The organism is Streptomyces sp. NRRL S-340 (genome assembly GCF_000720185.1).
In the GTDB taxonomy this organism is placed as follows: Bacteria; Actinomycetota; Actinomycetes; order Streptomycetales; family Streptomycetaceae; genus Streptomyces.
The window spans coordinates 26,522-42,296 of the sequence record NZ_JOIY01000040.1 but is presented as its reverse complement, the minus strand read 5'-3'; the positions used below and the strand labels follow the sequence as shown (position 1 = coordinate 42,296).

Below are 15,775 nucleotides of genomic sequence, written 5' to 3'. Positions count from 1 at the left end.
GCGGGGCGTACGGGGGGCCCGGTCTCCGGGACGGGTGCGCGTCTCCGGTACCGCGTGCGCGGTCAGCCGTTGTACGGCTCGGCCTTGAGGATCTTCACCGAGGCCTTCTTGCCGTTCGGCAGCTCGTACTCCGCGTCCTCGCCGACCTTGTGGCCCATCACGCCGGAGCCGAGCGGCGACTGGGGCGAGTAGGTCTCGATGTCGGCGCTCGCGTACTCGCGCGAGGCCAGCAGGAAGGTCAGCGTGTCGTCCTCGTCACCGTCGAAGGCGATCGTGACGACCATGCCGGGCGCGACCGCGCCGTCCGCGGAGGCCGGGGCCTCGCCCACCTGGGCGTTCTCGAGGAGCTGGGTCAGCTGGCGCACACGGAGCTCCTGCTTGCCCTGCTCCTCCTTGGCCGCGTGGTACCCACCGTTCTCGCGCAGGTCGCCCTCCTCGCGCGCGGCCGCGATCTTGGCTGCGATCTCGGTGCGCGCGGGACCAGTAAGGTACTCAAGCTCGTCCTTGAGCTTGTTGTACGCCTCCTGGGTCAGCCAGGTGACGTTCTCGCTGGTCTGGGTCACAGGTGCTCCTCGTCGGTACTGGGAATACAAAGCATCGCCCTACCCAGAAGAATGGTCCCTCATGGATGGGCGAAACCACGAGCCTAACAATTCAGTGGCGAAAGGGGGAGGACATAAGCCATCTAAATTGCGTCAACGCAGGTCAGCGACCGCGTATTCCGGAAGAAGCGCGGGTGTCGCCCCGCCCGGACCGCGTCAGTCGGCGTGGCAGCCCAGCAGCTCGCCGGTCGTCCCCCGGGCCGTGGTGCGCAGGGTGAGGACCTTGTCGACCTGCTTGGCGCGCTGGTCGAAGCGGAAATCGGCCCGGCCCACCTCGGTGCCGTCGGCCGCCTGCGAGCGCAGCGTGCAGTAACCGCGCGCTCCGGCGTCCTTGTGCACCTCCAGGTGGATCTGCACCGAGTCGTCCGACGCCTGGAACGAGACGACCTGGGCGCTGATCTTGTTCTGCCCCACGTAGTGGTAGGCGAAGTAGCCGATCAGGGCGAGCAGCAGGGCCCCGAGGACGGCACCGGCGATCTTGAGTTTGCGGTCGGCGCGTTCGTCCGGGGAGCGGCCGTAGCGGCCCTCGGGCAGCCGGGTGCTCGCCGTACTCATGATCGTCCTCTCGGCAGGGGCGGGACGGTCGTCCCGCGAGGGGCCCCGGAGCCCCGCTCCGGAATTATTCGCCCCCCGATTCGGTCACTATAGAAGCCCCGGACCGCCGCTCGACCGCCACCCCGCACCGGCGGGGCACCGACGCGGCGGCCGTGCAGCGCCCGACGACGCCGGGCACCGACTTGACCTTGAGGAATGAGCCTTGACTGACCAGCTGCGACTGATGGCCGTGCACGCGCATCCCGACGACGAGTCGAGCAAGGGCGCGGCCACCATGGCGAAGTACGTGTCCGAGGGGGTGGACGTGCTGGTGGTGACCTGCACGGGCGGAGAGCGCGGCTCCATCCTCAACCCCAAGCTCCAGGGCGACACGTACATCGAGGAGCACATCCACGAAGTGCGCAAGAAGGAGATGGACGAGGCGCGCGAGATCCTCGGCATCAGGCAGGAGTGGCTCGGCTTCGTCGACTCCGGCCTGCCCGAGGGCGACCCGCTGCCGCCGCTGCCCGAGGGCTGCTTCGCCCTGGAGGACGTCGACAAGGCCGCCGGCGAGCTGGTGCGCCAGATCCGCTCCTTCCGCCCGCAGGTGATCACCACCTACGACGAGAACGGCGGCTACCCGCACCCCGACCACATCATGACCCACAAGATCTCGATGGTGGCGTTCGAGGGCGCGGCGGACACCGCGAAGTACCCGGAGGACGAGTACGGCCCGGCCCACCAGCCGCTGAAGCTGTACTACAACCAGGGCTTCAACCGCGCGCGCACCGAGGCGCTGCACAAGGCCCTGCTCGACCGCGGCCTGGAGTCCCCCTACGGCGAGTGGCTGGAGCGCTGGGAGAAGTCCGGCCACAAGGACCGCACGCTGACCACGCACGTCCCCTGCGCGGACTTCTTCGAGATCCGCGACAAGGCGCTGATCGCCCACGCCACGCAGATCGACCCCGACGGCGGCTGGTTCCGGGTGCCGATGGACGTCCAGAAGGAGGTCTGGCCGACCGAGGAGTACGAGCTGGCGAAGTCGCTCGTGGACACCTCGCTGCCCGAGGACGACCTCTTTGCGGGCGTCCGGCAGCACTGAGGGAGAATGCCTGACATGAGCGCAAGCGCGAGCCTGGCAACGACGCATCTGGTCACCCTGGCCGAGTTCGACAAGAACAAGGTCACCCCCGGCGTCCTCGGTTTCATCGTCTTCGCGGTGATGGCCCTGGCGGTGTGGTTCCTGATGAAGTCCATGAACCGCCACATGGGCAAGGTGGACTTCAAGGAGGCCCAGGAGGCCGACCCCTCGGGCAAGGGCGGCCCCGGCCGCGCCCACCCCTCCAAGGGCTGACCTGCCGCCCAGCGGGTGATTCCGCCCACCGCACCCGGTGCGCGGAGTCACCCTCCGTCATGCCCGCACGCCCGCTCGCGCCGCTGCCTCACCCCCGCGCCGGTGCCGCCTGCACACCCATCACCTCACGGGCGTGCCGGTCCGGGACCATGCCCAGGCGCCAGGCCTGCCAGCCGCCCTCCAGGCTCACACCGCGCTCCAGGACGAGCTGGTACGCCTCGATGCAGCCCTCCAGCTTCCGGTCCCGCAGCGGGTGGCCGGCGCGGGCCAGCGCCGCCAGGTCCTCCTGGGCGACGGCCGTACCGACCTCCACGCCGCCGGGCGCCGCGAACGGCAGCAGCGTGCAGCGCACGAAGCGCGCCCAGTCCTCGCCGCGCCGGTCGCCGTAGGAGGCGAACAGCGCCAGCGCCTCGTCACACAGGGCGAGCGCCTGCGGGATGCGGGCGTTGCCCGCGTCGACCACGGCCAGCTCCAGGCACGTCCAGGCCTCGCCGTGCGCCACCCCGATGCGCTGGAAGTCGGCGCGCGCGTCCACCAGGAGCTGACGGGCGAAACCGGAGTTGCGCAGCGAGCCGGTCTGCGCCGCCCGCTGGTCGCGGGTGACCCGGGCCGAATGGTGACGGGCGCAGGCCAGACCGTAGACGTCCCGCATCCGGGAGAACATCGTGCGGGCCCGTTCCAGCTCGCGCACCGCCTGGTCCAGACCGCCGGTCTCCTCCAGCGCCTGGCCCAGGTAGTACAGCGTCCACGCCTCACCGCGGGCGTCCTCGTTGTCACGGTGCCGGGCGGCCGCCCCGCGCAGCGCCTCCACCGCCTCCGCGGTCTCCCCGGCCAGCAGCCGGGCGCGCGCCAGCTGCGTCAGCGCCCAGGCCTCGCCGCGGGCGTCGCGGGTGCGGCCGTAACGCTCCAGGGCCTCGCCCAGGTGCGCCTCCGCCTCCTCCACGTCGCCCTGGCGCAGCGCGAGCTGGCCCAGCTGGAAGTGCGCCCACGCCTCGCCGTGCACGGAGCCGCCCTCGCGGTGCAGCACCAGGGAACGCGTCAGCAGGTCCAGCGCCTCGGCCAGGTTGCCCCGGTCACGCTCCACGGCCGCCAGCGCGTGCATCGTCCACGCCCGGTCGGTGGCCAGCTCCGGCACGTCCTGCAACGCCATGGCCTCGCGCAGCCGGGCCGCGGCCTCGGTCAGGCTGCCCTGGTGGTGCAGGGTGATGCCGAGCGAGTTCAGCGCGCGGGCCGCGCCCGCCTCGTGGTGCGCCTCGCGGTACAGGTCCACGACGGAGGCCAGCGTGGCGCGCGCCTTGTCCAGCTCGCCCAGCTGCCGGGCCGCGATGCCGGTGCGCCACTGCACCGAGCGGACCAGCAGCCCCTGGTCTACGGCCTGGGTCAGCTCGCTGATCTCACCCAGCCGGTACAGGTCGCCGCGCAGCAGGCAGTAGTCGCACAGCGCGCCCAGCAGGTTGAGGACGGCCGCCTGGTCCACGTCCTCCGCGTGCCGCAGGGCCGCCGTGATGAAGCTGGACTCGTCGTCCAGCCAGCGCAGCGCCTCGTCGAGGGAGGTGAAACCGTGCGGGCTGAAGCGGTCCGAGCGGGTCGAGTTGTTGCCGTCGACCAGGCGCAGCACCGAGTCGGCCAGCTCGGCGTAGTTCCCGATCAGCCGTTCCTGCGCGGCCGTCCGCTCGGCGGGGTCCTCCTCGTCCAGCAGCCGGGCGTGGGCGAAGGACCGCACCAGGTCGTGCAGCCGGTAGCGGCTGCCGCGCACGTGGTCGATCAGACCGGCGCGGGCCAGGGCCGTCAGGTGCCGGGTCGCCTCTGCCTCGTCCGTGGCGAGCAGCGCGGCCGCCGCCGCGGCGCCCAGCGAGGCGCGGCCCGCCAGGGCGAGCCGCCGCAGCAGCCGGCGGGCCGGTTCCGCCTGGTCGGTGTAGCGCAGCCACAGGGCCCGCTCGACGGGATCCACCGGGCCGTACGCCGCGAGGTCCGTGGCCAGCCGGCGCGGCGAGCGCGGGCCGAGGGCGGAGCCCGCGATCCGCAGCGCCAGCGGCAGCCCGCCGCACAGCGCGCGGATCCGCTCGGCGGACTCCGCGTCGTAGGGACCGGCGGTGTCCTCGGCGGCGGCGGCCAGCAGCTCCTCTGCGCCGGCCTCGTCCAGGGCCTCCACCGGGAGCTGGTACACCCAGGCCGGCAGGCCGGCGGACAGCTCCAGCGGGGTGCGGGCGGTGACCAGGACCAGGCCGTCGGAGCGCTCGGGCACCAGGGCGGCCACCTGAGCGGCGTCCGAGGCGTCGTCCAGCACGATCGTCACCGGCAGCCCCGTCAGATGCTGGTCGTACAGTTCGCCCAGCCGCTTGACCTGCTGGTCGGGCGAGGAGCGGTCGCGGAACAGGAGCTGCTCGCGGGGTGCGCCCAGCCGGTTCAGCAGGTGCAGCAGCGCGTCACGGGTGGTCAGCGGCGGCTCCTCGGCGCTGTCTCCGCGCAGGTCGACGACGACCGCGCCGCGGAACTGGTCGCGCAGCTCGTGCGCCGCGCGGACGGCGAGGGTGGAGCGGCCGGAGCCGGGCGCGCCGTGCAGGACGACGACCGTCGGCCGGGTCTCGGTGTGGGCGCGGGCCGCCTGCACCCACTGCCGGATCCGCGCCACCTCCTGCCGCCGCCCGGCGAAGACGCCGTCCGGCTCGGGCAGTTGCCCGAAGGACTGCTCCAGCACGCTGCGCCTGCGAGCCGCCGCGCTCTTGTCCGCGCCGCGCAGCCGGGGCGCCGCCTTCTTCGGCGCGGCGGAGGCGGTGAGCACGCGCTGCTGGTCCAGGAACGGCCGGATGCCGCGCACCTCCAGGGCGGTGAGCCACTGCAGCCGCAGCTGCTCGGGACCGCCGGGCTGGCCGGCCGCGCCCGCCCGGTGGTGGGCCGCGGGCAGATGGGCGGCGCCCACCTTGACGACGGTGGCGGCGGCGCCCGCCACGGCGACGACGGCACCCGCGCCGAGCGCGGTGCCCGCCCCGGTGCCGAGCGCCACGTCGCCCACGGCGGCGGCGAGCGCGGCGACCACCGCGACCATCAGGGGAGTTCCGGCGCCCTCGCGCGCGTAGCGCTGCGCGAACGTCAGCTGCCCGGCCGCCGCCTCGTCCAGCGCCCGGGTGTACGCCTCGTACTCCTCCTGGGCCGGCCGGGCGAGGGAGTCCAGCGCGGCCTTGGCGCGCGACAGCAGCACACCGCCGTCCACCCGCCCGCCCGACCGGCGCACCTCCTCCTCCACGGCCCGGGCGAGCAGCCGTTCGGCCTCCGCCCGATGAGCGTCCCGCATGTCCCGTCCCCCTCCGGCGGCAACTCCTGTGCCTACGAGTGTCCTTCGAGCGGGGCGCGAGCGCGAGGGGGTGGCGATCAACGGCCACCAAGGAATGACGGCCGGTCGCGCGGAGTGACATGCCGCCCACCCCGGGGGTCCGGGGCCGCCGGTCACGTTCCGTGCCCGGCCGGTGCGGGTGAGGCAGGATGGGGGTATGCCGAACCGACTGGCCCATGAGACGTCCCCGTACCTGCTCCAGCACGCCGACAACCCGGTCGACTGGTGGCCCTGGTCGGGGGAGGCCTTCGCGGCGGCGCGCGAGCGGGGCGTGCCGGTGCTGCTGAGCGTCGGCTACAGCAGCTGCCACTGGTGTCACGTGATGGCGCACGAGTCCTTCGAGGACCGGGCCACCGCCGACTACCTCAACGAGCACTTCGTCAGCGTCAAGGTCGACCGGGAGGAGCGGCCCGACGTCGACGCCGTCTACATGGAGGCCGTGCAGGCGGCCACCGGGCAGGGCGGCTGGCCGATGACCGTGTTCCTGACGCCCGATGCCGAACCGTTCTACTTCGGCACCTACTTCCCGCCCGTGCCCCGGCAGGGGATGCCGTCCTTCCGGCAGGTGCTGCAAGGCGTGCAGCAGGCCTGGGAGACCCGCCGGGACGAGGTCACCGACGTCGCCGGGAAGATCGTCCGCGACCTCGCCCAGCGCGAGATCGACTACGGCGGTACGCGGACGCCGGGGGGCGAGGAGCTGGGGCAGGCGCTGCTCGGGCTGACCCGCGAGTACGACCCGCAGCGCGGCGGGTTCGGCGGCGCGCCGAAGTTCCCGCCGTCCATGGTGATCGAGTTCCTGCTGCGCCACCACGCCCGCACCGGCTCCGAGGGCGCCTTGCAGATGGCCCGGGACACCTGCGAGCGGATGGCCCGCGGCGGCCTGTACGACCAGCTCGGCGGCGGCTTCGCCCGCTACTCCGTGGACCGCGACTGGGTCGTGCCGCACTTCGAGAAGATGCTGTACGACAACGCGCTGCTCTGCCGGGTCTACGCCCACCTGTGGCGCACCACCGGCTCGGAACTGGCCCGCCGCGTGGCCCTGGAGACCGCCGACTTCATGGTCCGCGAACTGCGCACGGAGCAGGGCGGTTTCGCCTCCGCGCTCGACGCCGACAGCGACGACGGGCAGGGACGGCACGTGGAGGGCGCCTACTACGTGTGGACGCCGGAGCAGTTGCGCGAGGTCCTCGGTGACGAGGACGCCGAACTCGCCGCCCAGTACTTCGGCGTCACCGAGGAGGGCACCTTCGAGCACGGCGCCTCCGTCCTCCAGCTCCCCGTCCGCGAGGGCGTCCACGACGCCGCGCGCATCGAGGCGATCCGCCGCCGTCTGTCCGCGGCGCGCGCCCGGCGGCCCGCGCCCGGCCGGGACGACAAGGTCGTCGCCGCCTGGAACGGCCTCGCGGTCGCCGCCCTCGCCGAGACCGGCGCCTACTTCGACCGCCCCGACCTGGTGGGGGCCGCGCTCGGCGCCGCCGACCTGCTCGTACGGCTGCACATGGACGAGCGCGCCGGGCTGACCCGCACCAGCCGGGACGGGCACGCCGGGGAGAACGCCGGGGTGCTGGAGGACTACGCGGACGTCGCCGAGGGCTTCCTGGCGCTCGCCTCGGTGACCGGCGAAGGGGTCTGGCTCGACTTCGCGGGCCTGCTCCTCGACCACGTCCTGACCCGGTTCACCGACCCGGAGTCCGGTTCCCTGTACGACACCGCCACCGACGCCGAGAAGCTGATCCGGCGCCCCCAGGACCCCACCGACAACGCGACTCCGTCGGGCTGGACGGCCGCCGCGGGTGCCCTGCTCGGTTACGCGGCGCACACCGGTTCGCAGCCGCACCGCGCCGCCGCCGAACGGGCACTGGGGGTCGTCCAGGCGCTCGGCCCGCGCGTCCCGCGCTTCGTCGGCTGGGGTCTGGCCGTCGCCGAGGCCGCGCTCGACGGGCCGCGCGAGGTGGCGGTCGTCGGCCCGTCCCCGGCCGACGAGCGGGCCCGGGCCCTGCACCGTACGGCGCTGCTGGCGCCCGCGCCCGGCGCCGTCGTCGCCTACGGCACCGAAGGCAGCGACGAGTTCCCGCTGCTCGCCGGCCGCCCGCTGCTGGGCGGCGAGCCCGCCGCGTACGTCTGCCGCAACTTCACCTGCGACGCCCCGACCAGCGACCCGGAGGGGCTGCGCGCGGCGCTGGGCGGGTGAGGCCCGTGCTCAGGAGTTGAAGGCGAGGATGAGGACGGCCAGCAGCGCCTGGGCGGCCCACTGGAGGACGGCGGCCCCGGTGCGGGCCGACGCCCGCCGGCGGGGGAGCACCAGCGCGGTCACGCCGGCGGCGGCGGAGGCGAAGAACAAGCCGTAGAGGACGCCTCCCCCGCCCTGGTGGCAGCCCTGGGTGGAGTCGCCGTACATCAGGCACTGCGTGCCGTGCTCGGTGGAGAGGGCCAGCAGCCAGCAGCCGACGACCATGGGCACGAGCAGGCCGAGTCCCACGGCGGCCCACACCGTGCTGTTGTTCCCGGGCTGCCCGGCTGCCGCGTTCCGTGTCGTCGCTGTCATGGCTCCAGCCAACCGGAGCGGGCCGCCGCGCTGATCGGTGCGCGTACTCAACTCCCCTGCGCACGCGTACTCATCGCCTGTTCCACGATCGCCTCCAGCTGGTCGTGGTGGGCGCCCTTCCAGTACGCGCGCCCGCAGGCGCGGCACTGCGCGAAGACGTCGTAGGTGCGCTGGGTGCCGTGTGCGAGCTGGTCGGCCACCTCGTCCTTGGTGGCCTGTCTCAGCAGGCCGTTGCAGGCGGTGCAGCGGGTCCAGGGCCTCAGCCGGGGGTGGAAGCGGTCGAGGACGTCGCGGAGCTGGTCGTCGGGGCGGGTGCTGTAGACGAAGGCGCCCGCCCACAGTTCGCGGCGGCGCAGCAGGCCGCGGTCGCGGCTGAGCAGGACGCGTTTCTCGGCCGCCGAGCGGGCGGCGAGGGCCGGGTCGCCGATGTCCGTCGACTCGTACGCGGCGTCGACGCCGAGGAGGCGCAGGCGGCGGGCGAGGGTGCCGAGGTGTACGTCGAGGAGGAACCGCAGGGGGGCGCCGGGGACTCGCTGGGGGCGTTCGACGGCGCGGACCCGGACGGACTCGCCGGCCCGCGGGACGTGCGCCGCGGGCACCTCGCGGCCGTCGACCACCAGCGCGCCGACCTCGGTGAGGGGGACGCCGAGGGACTCGACGACGTGGCCGAGCGAGGAGGCTCCGTCGGTGACGACCGCGGTGGCGCCCCGGCGGCGGGTGTGCGGGACGAACACGTGCAGGCCGGGGGCGAACTCGACGTGGATCTCGGGACCGTTCACCTGGTCAGGATGGCACGGAGGGCTGCCGGTGCCTCAGCGGTTTTCCGGGGGCAGGCCGTGTTCGAGGACGGTGAGGGTGCGGTCGACGAGGTCCGCGAGGTCGTCGCGGTGGCCCCTCTCGGCCCAGAACATGGTGGTCTCCATCAGCGCGCCGACCAGGGACGCCGCCCAGGCCCGCACCTCCAGGCTCTCCGGGTCGCGGCCGGTGCGCTCGGCCGCGGCGGTGCGGAGCAGGTGGCCGGTGACCGACATGCTCTCCATCATCCGCGAGCGCACCGCGGGCACCTCGGCCATCAGCCGGGTGCGCAGCCGCGACACCTCGCCGTCGGGGTCGTCCACGCCGCGGCCGATGGCCGTGTGCAGCGCGTGGCGGACGGAGCAGGCCCAGGGCTCGTCGGCGGGCCGGGCGCGCAGTTCCCGCGCCAGCAGCGGGTCCCATGCGTCGGTGAGGACGATGTCCTCCTTGGCGGGGAAGTACCGGCAGACGGTCGACGGTGAGACCTCCGCCCGTTCGGCGATCTGCTCGATCGTCGTGGCGTCGTAGCCCTGCTCCCGGACCAGCGCGTACGTCGCCGCGCGGATCGCCTCACGGGTCCTGATCTTCTTCCGCTCGCGCAGGCCGAGCGGGGGGCGGCCGGCGGGCGGGGCGGGTGCGGCGGGGGAGGCGGGGGAGTGTGCGGCCGTCATGGGGCCATTGTCCGGCACGGGGCCACGTCCCGGCCGCGGCCGACGGCGGCCGGCGCGCGCCCGCCCGGGCGGGCGCCGTGCGCCGGGGCGGTGGCTATCCGTGCTGGTAGGCGACGAGGGAGATCCCCACGTAGTGCACGGCGAAGGCGGCCAGCGTGAAGGAGTGGAAGACCTCGTGGAAGCCGAACCAGCGGGGGGAGGGGTTGGGGCGTTTGAGGCCGTAGACGATGCCGCCCGCGCTGTAGAGCAGGCCGCCGGCGATCACCAGGACCAGGACCGCGATGCCGCCGGTGCGCATGAAGTCGGGCAGGAAGAAGACGGCGGCCCAGCCCATCGCGATGTAGCACGGGGTGTAGAGCCAGCGCGGGGCGCCGACCCAGAAGACGCGGAAGACGATGCCGGCGGCGGCCGCCGCCCAGATGCCCCACAGCAGCCACTGGCCCTTGCCGCCGGGCAGGAGCAGCAGGGTGAGCGGCGTGTAGGTGCCCGCGATGATCAGGAAGATGTTCGCGTGGTCCAGGCGGCGCAGGACGCCGCCGAGACGGGGGCTCCAGTTCCCGCGGTGGTAGAGCGCGCTCACGCCGAAGAGCAGGCAGGCGGTGAGGACGTAGATCCCGCAGGCGATCCGGCCCCGGGTGGAGTCGGCGAGCGCGGTGAGCACCAGGCCCGCTATCAGCACGGCCGGGAACATTCCGAGGTGCAGCCAGCCGCGCAGCTTCGGCTTGACTGGATGCGGAAGGGAGAGCGCGGCCGGACCGCGGCCACCGGCCGGCGTGTCCAGGGGCGCGTCGGAGGCGGACGCAGTCATGCGCCGCATGGTACCCACCTCCCGGTAAGTCAGGCGTCAGAGCACGGGGCGGAGTGCGGCGATCGCGGCGGAACCGGGCGAACGCAAAAAGTCCTTCAGCCGAAGTCAACGCGGACGCAAAGAAGCCCGGAAAACCGTGGGATTCCTCACCCTGCTCACCTGTGCGGCCCTCTGGACAGATGGGCGCGTGCGTCGGATGATCAAATGAGTGCGGTCGGCACCGGATGAGCGGCTACGAAGCGTCCGGGTCGCAGCCCCCACGGGGCGACAAGACAAAAAACCCCTCATTTAGGAGCAATCGTGGCGCGCGACATCGCGGCTCCCCCCGTCCTCCCGACCAACCACAAGGATTTGATCTCGTGGGTCGACGAGATCGCGGAACTCACGCAGCCGGACAGGGTGGTCTGGTGTGACGGATCCGAGGCCGAGTACGAGCGACTGTGCGGGGAGCTCGTCCAGAAGGGCACCTTCCGGAAACTCGACCCGATCAAGCGCCCCAACTCCTACTACGCGGCCTCGGACCCCTCCGACGTGGCCCGCGTCGAGGACCGTACGTTCATCTGCTCCGCGAAGGAGGAGGACGCCGGCCCGACCAACCACTGGAAGGCCCCCGCCGAGATGCGGGAGATCTTCCGGGGCGAGGACGGTGAGGGCGGGATCTTCCGCGGCTCCATGAAGGGCCGGACGATGTACGTCGTCCCGTTCTGCATGGGCCCCCTCGGCTCCCCGCTCTCCGCGATCGGCGTCGAGATCACCGACTCCGCCTACGTCGCCGTGTCCATGCGCACCATGACCCGCATGGGACAGCCGGTCCTCGACGAACTCGGCGACGACGGCTTCTTCGTCAAGGCCGTGCACACCGTCGGCGCCCCGCTGGAGGAGGGCCAGGAGGACGTCCCCTGGCCGTGCAACTCCACCAAGTACATCTCGCACTTCCCCGAGGACCGCGAGATCTGGTCCTACGGCTCCGGCTACGGCGGCAACGCGCTGCTCGGCAAGAAGTGCTACGCCCTGCGCATCGCCTCCGTCATGGCCCGTGACGAGGGCTGGCTCGCCGAGCACATGCTGATCCTCAAGCTCACCCCGCCCACCGGCGAGGCCAAGTACGTCGCCGCCGCCTTCCCCAGCGCCTGCGGCAAGACCAACCTCGCCATGCTGGAGCCGACCGTCTCCGGCTGGACCGTGGAGACCATCGGCGACGACATCGCGTGGATGCGGTTCGGCGAGGACGGCCGCCTGTACGCGATCAACCCGGAGGCCGGCTTCTTCGGCGTCGCGCCCGGCACCGGTGAGCACACCAACGCCAACGCGATGAAGACGCTGTGGGGCAACTCGGTCTTCACCAACGTCGCCCTCACCGACGACGGCGACGTGTGGTGGGAGGGCATGACGGAGGAGACCCCGGCCCACCTGACCGACTGGAAGGGCAACGACTGGACGCCCGGGTCCGGCACCCCGGCCGCGCACCCCAACGCCCGCTTCACCACCCCCGCCGCCCAGTGCCCGATCATCGCGCCGGAGTGGGAGGACCCCAAGGGCGTGCCGATCTCGGCGATCCTCTTCGGCGGCCGCCGGGCCAGCGCCGTGCCGCTGGTGACCGAGTCCTTCGACTGGAACCACGGCGTGTTCCTCGGCGCGAACGTCGCCTCCGAGAAGACCGCCGCCGCCGAGGGCAAGGTCGGCGAGCTGCGCCGCGACCCGTTCGCCATGCTGCCGTTCTGCGGCTACAACATGGGCGACTACATGGGCCACTGGATCGAGGTCGGCAAGGACAAGGACCAGTCCAAGCTGCCGAAGATCTACTACGTGAACTGGTTCCGCAAGGACGACCAGGGCAAGTTCGTCTGGCCGGGCTTCGGCGAGAACAGCCGCGTGCTGAAGTGGATCGTCGAGCGCCTGGAGGGCAGGGCGGAGGGCGTCGAGACCCCCATCGGCATCCTGCCGACCGAGGCGGCGCTGGACACCGACGGCCTGGACCTGTCCGCCTCCGACCTGAAGTTCCTGCTCACCGTCGACAAGGACGTGTGGCGCGAGGAGGCCGCGCTGATCCCCGAGCACCTGAACACCTTCGGTGACCACACGCCCGAGGAGCTGTGGGAGCAGTACCGCGCGCTGGTCGAGCGCCTGGGCTGACCCGCCCGCTGCCCAGAACTCCGCGGCCGACCGCGACCTGCCCTGACCTGCACAGTCGCTCCGGTCGGCCGCGGCAGGAACCGGTCAGGGGCCGGCCCCGCACAACGGCGTGCGGGGCCGGCCCCTTCCGTGTGCCCTCACCCGTTCGGCCCAGCCGGCCGTATGGCCGGGGCGGCCGCGGGTACCCGGGAGTCCTCCCGGTGAAGGAGGGTGATGAGGGCATGGCTGGAGACGGTGACTTCTACAAGCACGACCGTCCCGACAACCCGGACCTGGCCGAGGACCGCCCGCGCGGCGGCGGCCCCGAGGAGCCGCAGGGGCGCGGCAACTGGCCGGTCTGGATGGTCGTCCTGGCGATCCTCGTGCTGTTCGTGCTCTTCGTCGTGATCTTCGGTTGACGGTCCTGGTTCTTGGTTGACGCGAACGCGTCACCGTGGCCGCCGCGCCGGGGTCTCCTCCGAACCGCCGGCGCGCGGTCGGCGCGCCGGCGGCGCGACGGTCACAGTGCGCGCTGCAACAGGAGGGTGTCGAGGCGGCGGCCGTGCTTGTACCCGACGCCGGTGAGCCGGCCCGCCTCGGTGAACCCGAGGCGGCGGTGCAGCGCGGCCGAGGCGTCACCGCCCGGTTCCGCGACGACCGCGATCATGCGCTGCGCCCCGGCGCGGGCGCACCCGTCGATCAGCGCGCCCAGCAGGGCGGCGCCGAGCCCGCGCCCGGTGGCGTCCGGGGCGAGGTACACGGAGTCCTCGACCGTGTGCCGGTACGCCGGCTTGGGGCGGTACGGACCGGCGTACGCGAAGCCGAGGACGCGGCCCGCCTCCTCGGCGACCAGGAACGGCAGCCCGCGCGCGGCCAGATCGGCGCGCTTGGCCTCCCAGTCCTCCAGTGCGCGGGGCGTCTCGTCGAAGGTGGCGACGGTGTGCAGGGCGTAGTGCCCGTAGACGGCGGCGACCGCGGGGAGGTCGGCGGGGCGCACGGGCCGGACGGCGGCGCCGGGAACGGCGGCGTCTTCTCTCTCGCCTGACATGTCTTCTCTCTCCCGCCGGGATGCGGACACGGTGCGGGGCGGCCGGTGCCCCAGGTGCGGAACGGCCGGCGGAGTGCAGGGCACCCGGTCCGCGCGTCGCTGCGGGTGCGCGCGGACCGGGGCCGTCGGTGGAGCCCTCGGCGGGGGCTACTGGGCGGCGCCGCTCAGTTCCTGGCTGTTCCCCCGGGGCTCCCGCCTGGGCGGCTCGCCCGGTGCCGCCGCCTGCGCGGCGGCGTGCGCGTCCATCCGCTCGGCGGCCAGGATGGCCGCCGCCGTGTCCGCCCGGGAGGCGGCGACGACCAGGGCGCGGCCCGCGAGGGCGTGCGCCCGCCGGTGCAGCGGACCCGGATCGGTGACCGCGGCCACCGAGGCGCGGACCGGGGCACGGCCGCCGCGCAGCCGGGTCACCTGGGCGGCGAGCCGTTCGGCCGCCGCGTCCAGGCCGGCCTCCGGGGCCAGGGCGCGCAGCTCGTCCGTGACGGTGAGCAGGGCCGCGAGATGGCCGGCGAGCTGGATGTCCAGCTCCTCCTCGCGGGAGCGGTGGGGGAAGTCGGAGGTGGTGCCGGCCATCGTGCTGTGGACCGACTTGCCGCGGATCGGTTCGTACATGGGACGGCCTCCTGTGCTCTGACAGAAAGCATCCTACCTTAGAACCCGTCTAAAGTTGAGCCGGGTCGCGGAACCGGACCGTAGGCACACCGTGGGTGAGCGTCAGACCTGGCTGTAGCCGTCCAGGAAGGTGCCGATCCGGCTCACCGCGTCGCGCAGGTCACCGGCCGTGGGCAGGGTGACGACGCGGAAGTGGTCGGGCTCGGGCCAGTTGAAGCCCGTACCGTGCACGACCATGATCTTCTCGCGGCGCAGCAGGTCCAGGACCATCCGCCGGTCGTCCCTGATCTTGAAGACCTTGGGGTCCAGGCGCGGGAAGAGGTACAGCGCCCCCTTGGGGCGTACGCAGGTGACGCCCGGGATCTGGGTGAGCAGTTCATGGGCGGTGTCCATCTGCTCCTTGAGCCGTCCGCCGGGCAGGACCAGGTCGTTGATGGTCTGGCGCCCGCTGAGGGCCGCGACCACGCCGTGCTGTCCCGGCATGTTCGCGCACAGGCGCATGTTCGCCAGGATGGTCAGGCCCTCGATGTAGGAGTCGGCGTGGGCGCGCGGGCCGGAGACCGCCATCCAGCCGACCCGGTAGCCCGCCACCCGGTACGCCTTGGACATGCCGTTGAAGGTGAGCGTCAGCAGGTCCGGGGCGACGGAGGCCGTCGGGGTGTGGGTGGCGCCGTCGTAGAGGATCTTGTCGTAGATCTCGTCGGAGCAGACCAGCAGGTTGTGCCGGCGGGCGATGTCGGTCAGTCCCTTGAGCACGGCCGGGTCGTAGACCGCCCCGGTCGGGTTGTTCGGGTTGATGATCACGATCGCCTTGGTGCGGTCGGTGACCTTGCGCTCCACGTCGGCGAGGTCGGGCATCCAGTCGGACTGCTCGTCGCAGCGGTAGTGCACGGCGGTGCCGCCGGACAGCGAGACGGCCGCGGTCCACAGCGGATAGTCCGGCGCCGGGACGAGGACCTCGTCGCCGTCGTCGAGCAGGGCCTGCATGGCCATCACGATCAGCTCGGAGACGCCGTTGCCGATGAAGACGTGTTCGACGTCGGTCTCGATGCCGAGCGTCTGGTTGTGCATGACGACCGCGCGGCGGGCGGCCAGCAGGCCCTTCGCGTCGCCGTAGCCGTGGGCCGTGGAGACGTTGCGGAGGATGTCCTCCAGGATCTCCGGCGGGCATTCGAAGCCGAACGCGGCCGGGTTGCCGGTGTTCAGCTTCAGGATGCGGTGACCGGCCGCCTCCAGCCGCATCGCCTCCTCGAGCACCGGCCCCCGGATCTCGTAACAGACGTTGGCGAGCTTGGTCGACTGGATCACCTGCATGTATGGGAGCTTACGGCCGGGTAACGCCCGGTGGCTCGTGTTTTCCGCCACT

At 72.8% G+C, this 15,775-nt stretch carries 15 protein-coding genes; 5 read left to right on the top strand and 10 right to left on the bottom strand.

The genetic code is table 11. The features are described 5' to 3' along the window. Positions 1-62 precede the first annotated feature (62 nt). On the bottom strand, positions 63-563 hold the full coding sequence (gene greA / locus IG64_RS28445; RefSeq protein ID WP_037861361.1) for a transcription elongation factor GreA: 501 nt from the start codon (positions 561-563) through the stop codon (positions 63-65). A 195-nt stretch (positions 564-758) separates the two neighbouring features. Further along, positions 759-1,157 carry a DUF4307 domain-containing protein gene (locus tag IG64_RS28440; RefSeq protein ID WP_037861360.1) on the bottom strand — a complete coding sequence of 133 codons (399 nt, stop codon included), beginning with the start codon at positions 1,155-1,157 and terminating at the stop codon, positions 759-761. Between the two features lie 223 nt (positions 1,158-1,380). On the opposite strand from IG64_RS28440, the gene mca reads away from it, so the two are divergent. Further along, on the top strand, positions 1,381-2,238 hold the full coding sequence (gene mca, locus IG64_RS28435) for a mycothiol conjugate amidase Mca (protein ID WP_037861359.1): 858 nt from the start codon (positions 1,381-1,383) through the stop codon (positions 2,236-2,238). Between the two features lie 6 nt (positions 2,239-2,244). Next, positions 2,245-2,490 (top strand): hypothetical protein, encoded by a 246-nt coding sequence (locus IG64_RS28430; RefSeq protein WP_037861358.1) that lies wholly within the window; start codon positions 2,245-2,247, stop codon positions 2,488-2,490. A gap of 88 nt (positions 2,491-2,578) precedes the next feature. Here the strand turns inward: IG64_RS28430 and IG64_RS28425 are convergent, their stop codons facing one another. Continuing rightward, complete coding sequence (locus tag IG64_RS28425) at positions 2,579-5,782, bottom strand: tetratricopeptide repeat protein (RefSeq protein WP_037861356.1); 3,204 nt, start codon at positions 5,780-5,782, stop codon at positions 2,579-2,581. Between the two features lie 196 nt (positions 5,783-5,978). On the opposite strand from IG64_RS28425, the gene IG64_RS28420 reads away from it, so the two are divergent. Then, entirely contained in the window at positions 5,979-8,012 is a 2,034-nt protein-coding gene (locus IG64_RS28420) for a thioredoxin domain-containing protein (protein ID WP_037861354.1), read from the top strand. A gap of 9 nt (positions 8,013-8,021) precedes the next feature. Here IG64_RS28420 and IG64_RS28415 read toward each other — a convergent pair whose 3' ends face one another. The 4 genes from IG64_RS28415 to trhA form a co-directional block, all read right to left on the bottom strand. Next, positions 8,022-8,366 carry a hypothetical protein gene (locus IG64_RS28415; protein WP_158771658.1) on the bottom strand — a complete coding sequence of 115 codons (345 nt, stop codon included), beginning with the start codon at positions 8,364-8,366 and terminating at the stop codon, positions 8,022-8,024. Positions 8,367-8,413: 47 nt separating this feature from the next. Then, positions 8,414-9,145, bottom strand: coding sequence for a Mut7-C RNAse domain-containing protein (locus tag IG64_RS28410; RefSeq protein ID WP_037861350.1), 732 nt, complete (start codon positions 9,143-9,145; stop codon positions 8,414-8,416). Between the two features lie 33 nt (positions 9,146-9,178). After that, positions 9,179-9,832 carry a TetR/AcrR family transcriptional regulator gene (locus IG64_RS28405; protein ID WP_037861348.1) on the bottom strand — a complete coding sequence of 218 codons (654 nt, stop codon included), beginning with the start codon at positions 9,830-9,832 and terminating at the stop codon, positions 9,179-9,181. A gap of 94 nt (positions 9,833-9,926) precedes the next feature. Continuing rightward, on the bottom strand, positions 9,927-10,640 hold the full coding sequence (trhA, locus tag IG64_RS28400; RefSeq protein WP_037861403.1) for a PAQR family membrane homeostasis protein TrhA: 714 nt from the start codon (positions 10,638-10,640) through the stop codon (positions 9,927-9,929). A 300-nt stretch (positions 10,641-10,940) separates the two neighbouring features. On the opposite strand from trhA, the gene IG64_RS28395 reads away from it, so the two are divergent. Both IG64_RS28395 and IG64_RS40705 read left to right on the top strand, forming a co-directional pair. Then, a complete protein-coding gene (locus IG64_RS28395) occupies positions 10,941-12,773 on the top strand; it encodes a phosphoenolpyruvate carboxykinase (GTP) (protein WP_037861346.1) in 1,833 nt (610 codons plus the stop codon). 221 nt (positions 12,774-12,994) lie between these two features. Then, entirely contained in the window at positions 12,995-13,171 is a 177-nt protein-coding gene (locus tag IG64_RS40705; RefSeq protein WP_037861344.1) for a membrane protein, read from the top strand. Positions 13,172-13,272: 101 nt separating this feature from the next. On the opposite strand, the gene IG64_RS28385 is transcribed toward IG64_RS40705, so the two are convergent. The 3 genes from IG64_RS28385 to IG64_RS28375 form a co-directional block, all read right to left on the bottom strand. Then, the gene (locus IG64_RS28385) at positions 13,273-13,800 is read right to left on the bottom strand and encodes a GNAT family N-acetyltransferase (protein ID WP_078884272.1); all 528 of its coding nucleotides are present in this window, start codon (positions 13,798-13,800) and stop codon (positions 13,273-13,275) included. Between the two features lie 147 nt (positions 13,801-13,947). Beyond that, positions 13,948-14,409 carry a hypothetical protein gene (locus IG64_RS28380; RefSeq protein WP_037861343.1) on the bottom strand — a complete coding sequence of 154 codons (462 nt, stop codon included), beginning with the start codon at positions 14,407-14,409 and terminating at the stop codon, positions 13,948-13,950. Between the two features lie 102 nt (positions 14,410-14,511). Then, the gene (locus tag IG64_RS28375; protein WP_037861341.1) at positions 14,512-15,723 is read right to left on the bottom strand and encodes a pyridoxal phosphate-dependent aminotransferase; all 1,212 of its coding nucleotides are present in this window, start codon (positions 15,721-15,723) and stop codon (positions 14,512-14,514) included. Positions 15,724-15,775 lie beyond the last annotated feature (52 nt).